This is a genomic window from Pseudomonas sp. 2,4-D, assembly GCF_030418155.1.
GTDB classification, from domain to species: Bacteria; Pseudomonadota; Gammaproteobacteria; order Pseudomonadales; family Pseudomonadaceae; genus Aquipseudomonas; species Aquipseudomonas alloputida.
Map to the genome: position 1 here is coordinate 26278 of NZ_JAUHUI010000047.1, position 12266 is coordinate 38543.

14 protein-coding genes are annotated in these 12266 nt (G+C 60.2%); 4 read left to right on the forward strand and 10 right to left on the reverse strand.

Annotated elements, in window-relative coordinates; all coding sequences use genetic code 11:
• Nucleotides 1-148: 148 nt before the first annotated feature.
• The 6 genes from QYE47_RS23695 to QYE47_RS23720 form a co-directional block, all read right to left on the reverse strand.
• Complete coding sequence (locus tag QYE47_RS23695; protein WP_019437212.1) at nt 149-658, reverse strand: ProQ/FinO family protein; 510 nt, start codon at nt 656-658, stop codon at nt 149-151.
• Between the two features lie 123 nt (nt 659-781).
• Nucleotides 782-1336: a helix-turn-helix domain-containing protein gene (locus tag QYE47_RS23700; protein ID WP_010953167.1), complete on the reverse strand. Its 555-nt coding sequence runs from the start codon at nt 1334-1336 to the stop codon at nt 782-784.
• Between the two features lie 183 nt (nt 1337-1519).
• Nucleotides 1520-2878 (reverse strand): aspartate aminotransferase family protein, encoded by a 1359-nt coding sequence (locus QYE47_RS23705; RefSeq protein WP_014591751.1) that lies wholly within the window; start codon nt 2876-2878, stop codon nt 1520-1522.
• A 69-nt stretch (nt 2879-2947) separates the two neighbouring features.
• Nucleotides 2948-3721: a gamma-glutamyl-gamma-aminobutyrate hydrolase family protein gene (locus tag QYE47_RS23710; RefSeq protein ID WP_019437213.1), complete on the reverse strand. Its 774-nt coding sequence runs from the start codon at nt 3719-3721 to the stop codon at nt 2948-2950.
• An 84-nt stretch (nt 3722-3805) separates the two neighbouring features.
• A complete protein-coding gene (locus QYE47_RS23715; protein ID WP_003248849.1) occupies nt 3806-5152 on the reverse strand; it encodes a glutamine synthetase family protein in 1347 nt (448 codons plus the stop codon).
• Between the two features lie 27 nt (nt 5153-5179).
• Nucleotides 5180-5734: a helix-turn-helix domain-containing protein gene (locus QYE47_RS23720; protein WP_014591753.1), complete on the reverse strand. Its 555-nt coding sequence runs from the start codon at nt 5732-5734 to the stop codon at nt 5180-5182.
• Nucleotides 5735-5947: 213 nt separating this feature from the next.
• Between QYE47_RS23720 and QYE47_RS23725 the strand changes: the two genes are divergently transcribed.
• Both QYE47_RS23725 and QYE47_RS23730 read left to right on the forward strand, forming a co-directional pair.
• Complete coding sequence (locus QYE47_RS23725; protein ID WP_070384491.1) at nt 5948-6841, forward strand: LysR substrate-binding domain-containing protein; 894 nt, start codon at nt 5948-5950, stop codon at nt 6839-6841.
• Between the two features lie 99 nt (nt 6842-6940).
• A complete protein-coding gene (locus tag QYE47_RS23730) occupies nt 6941-7645 on the forward strand; it encodes an SDR family oxidoreductase (protein WP_014591755.1) in 705 nt (234 codons plus the stop codon).
• Between the two features lie 102 nt (nt 7646-7747).
• Here the strand turns inward: QYE47_RS23730 and QYE47_RS23735 are convergent, their stop codons facing one another.
• Nucleotides 7748-8356 carry an alpha/beta fold hydrolase gene (locus QYE47_RS23735; RefSeq protein ID WP_014591756.1) on the reverse strand — a complete coding sequence of 203 codons (609 nt, stop codon included), beginning with the start codon at nt 8354-8356 and terminating at the stop codon, nt 7748-7750.
• Between the two features lie 189 nt (nt 8357-8545).
• On the opposite strand from QYE47_RS23735, the gene QYE47_RS23740 reads away from it, so the two are divergent.
• On the forward strand, nt 8546-8938 hold the full coding sequence (locus tag QYE47_RS23740; protein ID WP_081343622.1) for a GFA family protein: 393 nt from the start codon (nt 8546-8548) through the stop codon (nt 8936-8938).
• 136 nt (nt 8939-9074) lie between these two features.
• Nucleotides 9075-9914 carry a GyrI-like domain-containing protein gene (locus tag QYE47_RS23745; RefSeq protein ID WP_014591757.1) on the forward strand — a complete coding sequence of 280 codons (840 nt, stop codon included), beginning with the start codon at nt 9075-9077 and terminating at the stop codon, nt 9912-9914.
• A 71-nt stretch (nt 9915-9985) separates the two neighbouring features.
• Here QYE47_RS23745 and QYE47_RS23750 read toward each other — a convergent pair whose 3' ends face one another.
• The 3 genes from QYE47_RS23750 to QYE47_RS23760 all read right to left on the reverse strand — a co-directional run.
• The gene (locus QYE47_RS23750) at nt 9986-10960 is read right to left on the reverse strand and encodes a DMT family transporter (protein WP_014591758.1); all 975 of its coding nucleotides are present in this window, start codon (nt 10958-10960) and stop codon (nt 9986-9988) included.
• Complete coding sequence (locus QYE47_RS23755) at nt 10957-11520, reverse strand: TetR/AcrR family transcriptional regulator (RefSeq protein WP_014591759.1); 564 nt, start codon at nt 11518-11520, stop codon at nt 10957-10959. The genes QYE47_RS23750 and QYE47_RS23755 overlap by 4 nt, the downstream gene beginning before the upstream one ends.
• A 437-nt stretch (nt 11521-11957) precedes the next feature.
• A partial coding sequence (locus QYE47_RS23760) for a hypothetical protein (RefSeq protein WP_301159281.1) occupies nt 11958-12266 on the reverse strand: 309 nt, incomplete at its 5' end.

Genomic DNA, 12266 nt, shown 5'->3' on the forward strand with positions numbered 1-12266 from the left:
CCACGGCTTGCATATCAGGTGGGTCTTGAAACCATCGTTACATGCACCAGGCCTCGAAACCGAACCTGGTCCATTACCGGGCCTGCCAGACGGCAGCCCCGCAATGGGCTGCCATCCAGCATGGCTACACGGCAGAACGCGACTGAGTTCAGTCGGTGGACTGCACCGTTACGGTGTCGGCGGCGGGGGCCGGAGCCTGGGCCTTTGACTTCGCACGATTGCGTCGGTCCTGGCTGCGTTGCCGCGCAGCTTGCTGCTTGGCATGCAGCGCCTGAGCGGCGGTCACAGAACCTGCGGCCTGACCATTCAGGTCAAGGCGAGGAGCATTCTCCACCATGCTTGCCCAGTATCGAGCGCCCCGGCACCACGTGGAAATGCCCAGCTTGAGCTGTTCGCGGGTCAACCCAAGCAGCTCCAGGTGTTGCTCGGCATCCTTGAAAATGCCCTCCTTGAGCGGCACCTTGGGGGCCGGGTTGACCGGGAAAGCCAAGGGAAAATGCTTCTGCAGTGGCCAGATCGCTGCCACCGCCGGGTCCATCTCACGCGGCTTCGCCTGCGGGGGCGACTTGCGCTTGGGCGGTTTCGCGCTATCGGCCTTTACCTGCCCTTTTTCCGCCCGCAGGCGATCTCGTAGCTCAGCTAGTTGTTCAAAACCCATTGTTCATTCACTGCTTCGAAGTTGATTGCGTGGTGCAAGGATACCCCATGCAGCCTGCACATTGCTTGCAGGCCAACTTTCCCGGCTAGCCGAAGCACAATGCGCATGCCTTTGCGACGGCCCTCAGCTGAACACCCAAAGCACGCGTGTGGGCTTGTCGGTCAGGTTGGCGTAACGAAAACGGGCGTGGGGTTGCAATTGAAAACTGTCATTGGCGTGTAGCGTGACCGGCTCAGCATCGCCCAACCACACCGTCAGTTCGCCTTCGAGCACGAAGCAACCCTGCTCCGAGCTGTCGTCCAGGTACTCCTCGCCACTGCTGGCCCCCGGCTGCAAATGGCTATCGAGCATGGAAAACGCGCCCGTTATCGAGGGCGATGCCAGCACATCGGTAATGCCACCCGCCAGGTGCAGCGTGCGACGCTCGTGCGGGCGGGTCACCCAGTCGAGCTCGCGGGGTTTGTCCAGCTTGTAGAAGTAGGCTGTGGATACACCGAGCTCTTCGCTGATGGCAGTGAGATCGGCCACGGTCGGGCGTGATACGCCGCGTTCGACCTGGGACAGAAAGCCCACCGAACGGCCGATGCGCTGTGCCAGTTCGCCCAGTGTCAGGCCCTTGAACTTGCGCAGGTCGCGAATCAGTACTGCCAGGCCTTCGATTTCTTCGTGCACTTTCATGGTTGAATCGCGACTTTCAGACGGGAAATGGATGCCCAGAAAAGTACAGGATTCATTTCACAAAGCAAAATGCTTTGCGGGTGGTGCCTGACGTGAAATGTACGATTGCGGCTCCGATCGAGCACCGCGCGGGCGGCGCTCGATCTCACAGGTGCTGAGAACAGCTAACCAGGCCCTCTGCCGTTACCGAACAGCCTCATAGGTCAGGTCCAGGCACTTGCGGGCTTTCTCTACCAATTCGTCGATCTCTTCGATACTGATCACCAGCGGTGGCGCGATGATCATGGTGTCGCCTACAGCGCGCATGATCAGGCCGTTGTCGAAGCAGTGCTGGCGACAGATCATGCCGACACCTTTGCCTTCATGACGGGCACGGGTGGCCTTGTCTTTCACCAACTCGATCGCACCGAGCATGCCCAGGCCGCGCACTTCGCCTACCAGCGGGTGGTCGGCCAGTTCGCGCAGGCGTTGTTGCAGATACGGCGCGGTTTTATCGTGCACCTGCTGGATGATCTGCTCGTCACGCAGGATCCGCAGGTTCTCCAGGCCCACCGCTGCCGCCACAGGGTGGCCGGAATAGGTGAAGCCGTGGTTGAAGTCGCCGCCTTCACTGATGACCTTGGCCACCTCGTCACGCACAATCACCCCGCCCATGGGGATGTAACCGGAGGTCAGGCCCTTGGCGATGGTCATCAGGTCAGGCTTGAGGTCGTAGTAATCGGTGCCGAACCACTCACCGGTACGGCCGAACCCGCAAATCACTTCGTCGGCGACGAAGAGGATGTCGTACCTGGCCAGGATTTCCTTGATCTTCGGCCAATAGGTCTGCGGTGGAATGATCACGCCACCGGCGCCCTGGATCGGCTCGGCGATGAAGGCAGCAACGTTGTCCACGCCAACTTCGAGGATCTTCTTCTCCAATTGCTCGGCCGCCCACACGCCGAAGTCGGCCTCGGTCATGTCGCCGCCTTCGCCGAACCAGTATGGCTGCGGGATGTGCACGACATCCGGGATCACCCCGCCCTGCTGGTGCATGCCACTCATGCCGCCCAAGGCCGCGCCCGCCACGGTAGAGCCGTGGTAGCCGTTGATGCGGCCAATGATGACCTTCTTGTTCTTCTGGCCCTTCAGTGCCCAGTAATGGCGGACCATGCGCAGCACGGTGTCGTTGCCTTCGGAGCCGGAGCCGGTGAAGAACACGTGGTTCATGCCTTGCGGGGCCACCTCGGCGATCGCCTTGGCCAGCTCCAGCGCGGGCGGGTGCGCGGTCTGGAAGAACAGGTTGTAGTAAGGCAACTGCTTCATCTGCTGGCTGGCGACCTCAGCCAGCTCATCGCGACCATAGCCGACCGCCACGCACCACAAGCCGGCCATGCCATCGAGAATCTTGTTGCCCTCGCTGTCCCACAGGTACACGCCCTTGGCCGAGGTGATGATGCGTGGGCCTTTCTCAGCCAGTTGCCTGACATCGCTGAACGGGGCCAGGTGATGGTCGCGGCTCATGGTTTGCCAGGCAAGGGTCTGCGAATTCTGTTCACTCATTGACTTCACTCCATCAAGTTGCGCAGCCGCGCTGCGAGGGTATTTTTTTCAGGTGGGAAAGTTGGCTGCTCAGGCAGACAGCAACAGCCTCTGGCGCAGCACCGAGCGGTGCCGGCAGGCCTTGCCAAAGGACTGGAAGATGGCCAGGTAATGGGGGTTATCCATGACCTGGAACTCGGGGTGCCATTGCACGCCCAGGGCAAAGCCCTTGCTGCTCTCGACCGAAATCGCTTCCACCAGGCCATCGGGTGCCAGCGCCTCCACCCTCAGCCCGGGGGCCAGTACGTCGATGCCTTGGCCGTGGATGGAATTGACGTCGAATATCGCCGGCAAGCCCATGCGGTCGAGCATGCCGCCAGGCTCTACATGCAGGGTGTGGCGCGGCCCGTATTGCTTGTCGAGGGGCTCATCCTTGCCTTCGCGGTGGTCCATGAACATGCCGGTCTCGTGGACCTTCTGGTGCAGGGTGCCACCCAACGCCACGTTCATTTCCTGGAAGCCGCGGCAAATGCCGAGTACCGGTACGCCGGCGGCAATGGCGGCGCGCATCAGCGGCAACGTGGTGGCATCGCGCAGAGGGTCGTGATGGGTGCCCGCGGCACTGGCCGGGCCGTTGTAGTGGTACGGCTCGATGTTGGACGGCGAACCGGTGAAGATCAGCCCATCCACCACGTCGAGAATATCGGCGCTGTCCATCAACTCACCGAGGCTGGGAATGACGATGGGCAGCCCACACGCCGCCTTGGCTGCCGCGCGCGCGTACTTCTCGCTGATGGTCTGGGTTGCATGCAGCTCAATCATGCTGGTGCATGCGGTAATGCCGATCACGGGCACACGTGGCATATCTTCCTCCGGCAAATCCATATTGCGCGTTGTATTGAAACGGTAGAAAGGGAGGGTGCAGCGTCGCTGTTCCAACCTCGGCACCTACAGGAACCAGCGGTATTCGCGGGCATCGATGTGGTGCATGAAGTCCAGTTGCTCCTGGTATTTGTTTTCGCAATAGACCATCACGAACTCGCTGCCCAGGCCTTCGTTGACCACCGGGTGGTGACGCATGGCGGCCAAGGCGCTGAGGGCATCCTTGGGGAAGTCGATGCCGCTCTGGCGGTTGTCGTTCAGCGGGGCGATGGGCTCCACGCCGCGATCCAGACCATGCTCCATCCCGGTCAAAATGGCCGCCAGCACCAGATACGGGTTGGCGTCGGCGCCAGCGAGGCGGTGCTCGATGCGCAGGTTGCGCGGGTCGGACTCAGGGATGCGGATGCACGCGTCACGGTCTTCGAACCCCCAGCTGGCCTTGCTCGCCGCGTTGACCATGGCGCCATAACGTCGGTAGGCATTGTGGTTGGGGGCAAAGATCGGCATGCAGTGCGGCAGCAGTTCCAGGCAGCCTGCCACCGCATGGCGCAGCTTGCGCTGTTCGCTTCCCGCCAGGATGTTATTGCCGGCAGCGTCGTACAGGCTGACGTGCACATGCATGCCGCTGCCTGGCGCGTCCAGGTAGGGTTTGCTCATGAAGCTGGCACGGTAGCCGTGCTTCATCGCGATACCGCGGGTACTGCGGCAGAACAGTGCCGACCAGTCCGCCGCACTGAGGGCATCGTCGCTGTGCGAGAAGTTGATCTCGAACTGGCCTGGGCCCAGCTCTGCGGTGATGACGTTCGCCGGCACGCCCTGCTCGTTGGCGCCATCGACCATCTCGTGCAGGACCGACGAGAAGCGTGACAACCGCTCGATGTGCATGTTCGGCTGATCGTCTTCATCCTCGGTCGCCGTGTCACGTGGATACTGTGGCAGGCCGTTATCAAGCTTGCGGTCGAACAGGTAGAACTCCAGTTCGAACGCCACCACCGGGCGGATGCCACGCTTGGCCAGACGCTGAAGCACACGCGCCAGCACTTCACGAGGCTCGAATTCGATCGGCTTTGCAGTGCCGTCGGACGTGATCAGCATCTGGGCGATCACTTCCTTTTCCCAGCGCACCGGCTTCAGCGTACCCGGCACCAGGCGCCGGGCGGCATCCGGGTCGCCGTCGGCGAAGCAATAGTCACCAATCGGGTAAAGGCCGCCCTGGGTACCCAGCAGCACGCAGTTCTGTGGCAGCTTAAGTGGCGCACCGGCTGCGACTTTTTCCAGCATGTCCATGGGGTAGCGCTTGCCGTAGAAGTGCCCGGGGATGTCCAGCGCAATCAGGTCGACATAGCGAATTGCCGGGTGTTCTGCTCGGAACGAGCGCACTTCAGCCAGCAGATCCGGAAAGATGACACTCATCTTCTTATCCTTGTGAGGTGAACGAATTCAATTGAAGACCCAGAGCACACGGGTGGTTTTATCCGTCAAGTTGGCGTAACGGAACGGCGCATGGGGTTGCAGCTGGAAGCAGTCGTTGGCTTGCAGGGTCACGGCATCGCCCTGGTCCAGCCACACCGTGAGTTCGCCCTCGAGCACGAAACAGCCCTGCTCGGAACGGTCGCTCAAGTACGCCTCCCCACTGGTGGCGCCCGGCTCGAGAAGGCTGTCGAGCATGGAGAAGGCGCCTGCGATGGTCGGCGAGGCCAGCACGTCGGTGATGCCCGACTCCAGGTACAGCGTGCGCCGCTCGTGGGGGCGCGTGACCCAGCCAATGCTGCGGGGCTTGCTCAGGTTGTAGAAATACGCTGTTGATACGCCGAGCGCTTCGCTGATAGCGGTGAGGTCTGCCACGGTCGGGCGCGAAACGCCCCGCTCGACCTGGGAGAGGAAACCCACCGAACGGTTGATGCGCTCGGCCAGTTCACCCAAGGTCAGGTTCTTGAATTTGCGCAGGTCGTGAATAAGGATCGCGAGGGCTTCAACCTCTTCGTGCATCTTCATCGTTTCGGACTGCCGTGAAATTTTTAGACTTATTTTTCATGAAAATTTACACGAAAAATTTCACGCGTCAAGCCGAACGATGGAATTGGCCAGCCGCCAACAGAGGGCTTGCTGCGCAGCGAGGTGGATTGGCTGCGGTGGCGCGGGTTTCTTTACAGGCGCTCGACGAGTAGCCTCGTGGCTGAATCCTCCAGCCCGACCCTGTCCATCCCCATGCCAAACGGTTTCCCTGATTTGCCCTCACTCAATGCGCTACGTGTGTTCGAAGTGGTTGCCCGCCACCTGAACTTCCGCCTGGCCGCCGAAGAGCTGGGGGTGACCCAGGCGGCAGTGGCACAACAGATACGCGGGCTGGAAGCGAGCCTGAACCTTCGTTTGTTCGAGCGCCTGCCCCGGGGCCTGGCACTGACCGATGCGGGGCTGGGCTACAGCGGCAGCATTCGCAACGCTTTGGCGATGATCGATGAGGCAACCCGCCTGCTGCGGCCACAGGCGTCTCACCTGACGGTCAGCGTGACACCGACCTTTGCCTCCAAATGGCTCATTCCCCGGCTGGGCAGCTTTGCGCACAGCCATCCGGACATCGATTTACGTGTACTGGCCACAGATCGGCTGTCCCACTTCAATACCGACGGCGTGGATCTCGCAGTCCGCTATGGCAAGCCCGACATCGGCGCGGGCTTGAACAGCGAACTGTTGATGGAACAGCGTCTCGTCGCCGTGGCCAGCCCAACGTTGTTCGAAGCCTGCAAGGCCCCCACCAGCTTCGAGCAGCTTCAAGCGTTCACCCTGCTCCACGATGCCCATGATTTCTGGCCTCGGTTCCTTGCACAACTGTTCCCCCAACACGGGCAAGCGACTGCCAGAAACCTGCGGTTCAACCAGACTTCATTGGCCATCGATGCGGCCATCAGTGGTCAGGGTATTGCGTTGGCAAGCCTGGCGTTCGTCAGTGACGACATCGTCGCGGGCAGGCTGACCCAGGTCTTCGCTCAGCAACTCAGGCTCGATAAGTCGTTTTATCTGGTGTGGCCACGAAAGTTGCAGCAGCCGGAGTCTCTAGGCATCGTCCAGCGCTGGCTCAAGCAACAAGCAGGCAATAGTTAATCTACTGCCTTGCTGAAGTTTAGCTGTCTCCCTCGCTGCTAGGACTGCTGCTAATTTTAGTGCGCCTAAGCATTCAGCCATTAACGTTCCGGAGGCAGCATGTCAGTAGAAAAAGTTGCGATCATCACAGCAGGTGGCAGTGGTATGGGCGCGGCAGCGGCACGGCGCCTGGCCGCTGACGGGTTCAAGGTTGGCATCCTGTCCTCCTCGGGCAAGGGCGAAGCCCTGGCTGCCGAGCTTGGTGGTATTGGCGTAACAGGTAGCAACCAGTCGGTTGAGGACCTGAAACGCCTGGTCGATGCCGTGGTGGAAAAGTGGGGGCGCATCGACGTGCTGGTCAATAGCGCCGGCCATGGTCCGCGCGCGCCAATCCTGGAAATCAGCGACGAAGACTGGCACAAGGGCATGGACACCTATCTGCTCAATGTCATTCGCCCGACTCGCCTGGTGACGCCCTACATGCAGCGCCAGAAAGGGGGCGTGATCATCAACATTTCCACCGCCTGGGCGTTCGAGCCGAGTGAGCTGTTCCCGACGTCTGCAGTGTTCCGCTCGGGCCTGGCCGCATTCACCAAAATCTTCGCCGACCAATTTGCCGGGGACAACGTGAGGATCAACAACGTCCTCCCCGGCTGGATCGACAGCCTGCCAGCCACCGAACAGCGCCGCGACAGCGTGCCGCTCAGACGCTATGGCACCTGCGAGGAAATCGCCGCCACCATTGCGTTTCTTGCCAGCGAAGGCGCTGCCTACATCACCGGGCAGAACATCAAGGTCGATGGCGGCTTGACACGTAGCGTTTGATTGCCTATCGGCCCGCAGGCGCTGCTGTTGCCGTCGCTTCCTGCGAGGATGACGGAGCAGGCCTGGAAGACGGGAACAACCAGCCCTTCACCAACGCTGCCTTCAGCCAAGGTGCTTGTCGATCAGTCGCGCGACAGCCTTGGCATGCGTATGGCCGAGATCATGGCCGGCCTCGGGGAACACCTCCAGCGTGGCATCGGGTATCAATTGCACTAGCCGCTGACCAACCGTGATCGGACTGATCGCATCCTCTGCGCCCCAAAGCAGCAGTACCGGGAGTTGCAGTTCGTGCAATTGGCTGGACAGGTCGGTGCGATCATCCAGGAACCAGCGTGGCAGGGTTGGGTAATCTGCTTCGAACGCCTCGCGCCAGTCCGTAGCACCCAAAGCAGGGAGGTTCAAGCCGCCCGAGGTGGCGGCTAGAACCAAGTGAGTGACCAAGTCGGGGCGCTCAAGTGCGATAAGCACTGCGACAACCCCGCCCATTGATTGCGCCACCAAGGCCGTGGGCCTGTCGATTTCTGCGATCGCCATCTCGGCGAGATGCTTCAAACCGGTGATGTTCGGCTTGGCTGGTGTACTGCCAAATCCAGGCCAGCCCATGTGTTGCGCGGCAATTGACGTTTCGAGGGCTTCGGCGACCGGGCACCAGAATTGTGTGTTGCCGGAGGCGCCGGGAAGAAACAGTATCTTTTCGGGGGTATTAGTCATGGCTCGGTCCTTGAGTCAGGTATAAAGAAACTTACGGCCATTCAGCACTATTCGCAAATGATGTCCGCTCAGGGCCGTTAGCGCCTCTGGATCGGGCTGAACAGCTTTGCTCGCCCGTGATCGCAGGCCAGTCGACTGATCGAACCAAGGCGTTTACGCTGGCGCTTTCCCACCTGCACGGAAGCGCCAATGACAGAGGCATACCAAGGAAGCTGCTTGTGTGCAGCAGTCTCTTACCTGCTACTCACCCCACCCAAGGCAGTGACCCACTGCCACTGCAGCCAGTGCCGCAAAAGTCACGGCGCCGCATTCGCTTCGTACGGCAGTATTCCGCGCAGCATGCTGCGAATATTGCGCGGCGCTACCAGCATCAAGGCCTTTTCTTCATCACCGACGGTTACGCGCGAGTTCTGCACGGAGTGCGGCTCGATCTTGTTCTGGTCACGCGCCCAAGGTGAGTTTGCCGACTGGATTTCGATAGCGCTGGGAACGCTTGATACTCCGTTCCTGCCCAGGAAGCAGAAACATGTTCACGTCGACGCTGCTGCCCCTTGGTACTCACCCTGTAACCCTGACTCATAACTCTTGGCAGCACATCAAGCCACCCGATAGAGCAATCACGGCTAGGCACCCCGGTGCCTGAACAACGGATGCTAGCGCTTACCGCACCTTCCAGAGATTCCGTTCGTTGACTGACTCACAGCACAACCCTAGCTACATGAAACGGTTCGAAACCGTGCTTGCCTACATCGACAGCCACCTCGAAGGTGACCTGTCGGTGAATGCCTTGAGCCGCATCGCTAACTTCTCGGTGTTTCACTTCCATCGGCAGTTCACGGCCTACATGGGCGTTCCGGTTTCACGGTATGTGCAACTGATGAGGCTTCGACGCGCAGCGCATCAACTGGTCGCCTCGCCCGCGACGCCCATACTGGAGGCCGCATTCGGCGCCGGTTTCGAAAGCCCCGAAGCCTTTGCCAGAGCGTTCAAGCGCGCCTTCGGCATGGCGCCGAGCACGTTCGCCAAGGCGCCGAACTGGCAGGCCTGGAGTGCGGTATTCAATGTTCCTCACCGATCCAGGAGTATCACCATGCAGATCCGTATCGTGAATTTCGCCGAAACCCGCGTGGCCGCGCTCGAACACCAAGGGCCGCCCGGCCTGGTCAGCGAAAGCGTCGCGCGTTTTCGCCAATGGCGCATGCAAAGTGGCCAGTCGCCTGTGGCCAGCAGCCGTACCTTCGGTATCCCCTACGACAACCCCGACACCACCCCGGCCCACGCCTTTCGCTTTGCCGTGTGCGGCGAGATAGACGAGGCAGTGCACCCCAACGATTTCGGCGTGCATGAACGGGTTATACCGGCAGGGCGTTGTGCCGTGATTCGACATACCGGCTCGCCTGACTATATTGGCGAAACCATCTACCCGCTTTATCGTGACTGGCTGCCATCGAGCAACGAAGAACTGCGTGATCATCCGTTGTTCTTTCATTACCTGAGCGTCTATCCGGAAACGCCACTGGAGCAATGGCAGACGGACATCTACGTGCCGCTGAAATAGGCTGAGCCATGCACAGCGGGCGTAGCCAACTTGGCCGGCCCAGAGGCATGGCCGGGCAACCGAGCCGGGGATCAGATACGTACCCTGGATGCCTCGCCATGCGTCTGGAGGCGTGTTTGCTTGCGATAAAAGGCGTGAATAGCCCACACCACCCCTACGAACAACAAGGCTGTTCCAAGCGCTTCCATAGGAGACGGCCAGCGTTGGTTGATGAGCAGGCCCATCGTAGTTGCATAAATGGTCCCGCTGGCGATCAATTGCCCGCTCAGCGCCAGCGGAAGACGCCGCGTTGCGATTGACCATGCCCAGGCACCTGCAAGGGTGGCCCCTAACCCCTGAATCAGCCCACAGACGATCAGCGCCTGAGTACCTGCCAATCCGCTCGGATGGCTAGCGAAATGAGACAGTTTCAAGTACAGCCCAACCGGGATGAACGCCAGCATTTCGACGCTGCACATGAAGATCAACATGGCTGACCACAACATGGGAGACATGCTTGGGCGTTGAGCCAAAGCACTTTCATTCAACAGACCAAAACCGGTCCAGAATGCGATTGCCAACAACGATGCAAGCAACCCAAGCAGTAACGACGCGGTCGGGAGCACTACCGCCGCACGGCTAGCATCAAACACGCTCAGATTGACCAGGCTGATGCCCAGGGCCGCCACCAGCAGTGGCCCGACAATGGCGCGCCAGGGCACGCTGGCACTGCGCAGGTTGCCGGCAATCGCAAGCACGATCGGTACTGACCCCATCATCACCGGAGGGATCACCGGCCCGGCTGCCAAGACCGCAGTGGTGATCAGGAAGAAGTAGCCAATGTATCCCAAGAAGCCCAGCAGTGCGGCACAGGCCCAGTCAATCAGTCGCAATTGCCGCACTTGGCTACGGTAAACGAATAGCACCAGCAGGCTACCTAACCCGGCAAAGGCATAGCTCACCACCGCCAGGTCAAAAAGGCTGTAGTCACCGACCAGCCCCGGAAAGATGTAGAGCAGTGACCAGGAAAAGGTGGCGGCAATGGCCGCTAACAAGCCCAGGGTCATACGCCCTGCTCCTGCCTCTGGATCCAGCAATGAGCTATCTGTCGGGCAGTGTCGAATACCCGCATGTCCTGGCCCATCGCGCCGCTGACAAAACTGCCTTCCAACAAGATAAACAACCCTTGGGCAACTGCGTCGGGGTCGTTTATACCGGCGCTTATGGCCAAGGCAGCAAGGTTTTCGCGTATCCCTTGCTTATGCCTGCTCACTGCCAAATGCACGGGGTGGCTAAACTGGGGGAATTCAGCCGCACTGTTAACGAACAGGCACCCGCGCTCGCTATCTTTTAAAAGAAAACGTTCATACAAATCGAAAAAAGCAAGCATGCCACTGACCGGCTCAGGATGCCTGGCCAGGGTGCGCGCTACCTCTTCACGCCAGCGTCGGTCACGCTCCTCAAGGCAAGCCACTATCAGCGCATCCTTGGAGGGGAAATGGCTGTAGAGCGTCATCTTGGTAACACCCGCCATCGCGGCAATGGCCGTTACCCCCGTCACATATAAACCTTGCGACAGAAACAGCTTCAGCGCGGCATCAATCAAACGCTCACGGGTATTGTCCAATTCAAGGCACTCCGGCAAAGGGACGGAGCTGACTATACTGACCGGTAAGATTAAGGCCGCATCCAGATGCGACCTGAAGCATGGCCGCTACGACACAGAGCGCAGCAGCAAAATGCAGGCCTGGCCAATCAGAAACTTGCTACGCCAGCTAAGCGCCCCTGCACTTGGGATGCGAATCTGGGCTGTGTGGCTGATCGTGCTGTCTAACTTCTTGCGATACACCGCTTGGCCCAACGTGTCTTGGCCATGCAGGTGGCAACTGTGGTTACCGAGATCGATCCCGCCCCGTGCTGACTCGCTCGTGATGATGGCCTCCAAAACAAAACACCCTGCGAAAGCTCAGCCCTCGCAGGGTGTGGGGGTGACCCGTTCATTTAGTCGGGCCTACGCTGAGCTTTCGTGCACGCTAAAGCCGGTACTGCATGGATGCGGTCAAATCATCGATCATTTTTTGAAGAAGACCCGACAGCGTTGCTGAGGCCTTTCGAATTATGATCGCCTGGCGTCGTTCGAGAGATGGCCGTGGACTTGGCCAAACCGCGAGTGTCCTTGGAGTGAGCGACACCCGAGGTGGTGGTGCCATGACCGTTGTCGCTGTTGCGCGAGCTTCCGTAATGATTGCCGCTTACCCCATGATCGCGTGTCGCCTTTCCAGCGTGATCACTTCCAAGGCCCTTCCCGCTTCCACTATGCCCTCCCATGCCACCGCCATGTCCGGCGCCGTTTCCACCGCCATGACCGCCGCC

What these genes read in the sequence shown, in the direction of transcription:
- QYE47_RS23745 (WP_014591757.1), top strand. Translation starts at nt 9,075, where the DNA reads ATGAAACGGTTCGAAACCGTGCTTGCCTACATCGACAGCCACCTCGAA.
- QYE47_RS23715 (WP_003248849.1), bottom strand. Translation starts at nt 5,152, where the DNA reads ATGAGTGTCATCTTTCCGGATCTGCTGGCTGAAGTGCGCTCGTTCCGA.
- QYE47_RS23725 (WP_070384491.1), top strand. Translation starts at nt 5,948, where the DNA reads ATGCCAAACGGTTTCCCTGATTTGCCCTCACTCAATGCGCTACGTGTG.
- QYE47_RS23720 (WP_014591753.1), bottom strand. Translation starts at nt 5,734, where the DNA reads ATGAAGATGCACGAAGAGGTTGAAGCCCTCGCGATCCTTATTCACGAC.
- QYE47_RS23705 (WP_014591751.1), bottom strand. Translation starts at nt 2,878, where the DNA reads ATGAGTGAACAGAATTCGCAGACCCTTGCCTGGCAAACCATGAGCCGC.
- QYE47_RS23710 (WP_019437213.1), bottom strand. Translation starts at nt 3,721, where the DNA reads ATGCCACGTGTGCCCGTGATCGGCATTACCGCATGCACCAGCATGATT.
- QYE47_RS23750 (WP_014591758.1), bottom strand. Translation starts at nt 10,960, where the DNA reads ATGACCCTGGGCTTGTTAGCGGCCATTGCCGCCACCTTTTCCTGGTCA.
- QYE47_RS23695 (WP_019437212.1), bottom strand. Translation starts at nt 658, where the DNA reads ATGGGTTTTGAACAACTAGCTGAGCTACGAGATCGCCTGCGGGCGGAA.
- QYE47_RS23730 (WP_014591755.1), top strand. Translation starts at nt 6,941, where the DNA reads ATGTCAGTAGAAAAAGTTGCGATCATCACAGCAGGTGGCAGTGGTATG.
- QYE47_RS23735 (WP_014591756.1), bottom strand. Translation starts at nt 8,356, where the DNA reads ATGACTAATACCCCCGAAAAGATACTGTTTCTTCCCGGCGCCTCCGGC.
- QYE47_RS23740 (WP_081343622.1), top strand. Translation starts at nt 8,546, where the DNA reads ATGACAGAGGCATACCAAGGAAGCTGCTTGTGTGCAGCAGTCTCTTAC.
- QYE47_RS23700 (WP_010953167.1), bottom strand. Translation starts at nt 1,336, where the DNA reads ATGAAAGTGCACGAAGAAATCGAAGGCCTGGCAGTACTGATTCGCGAC.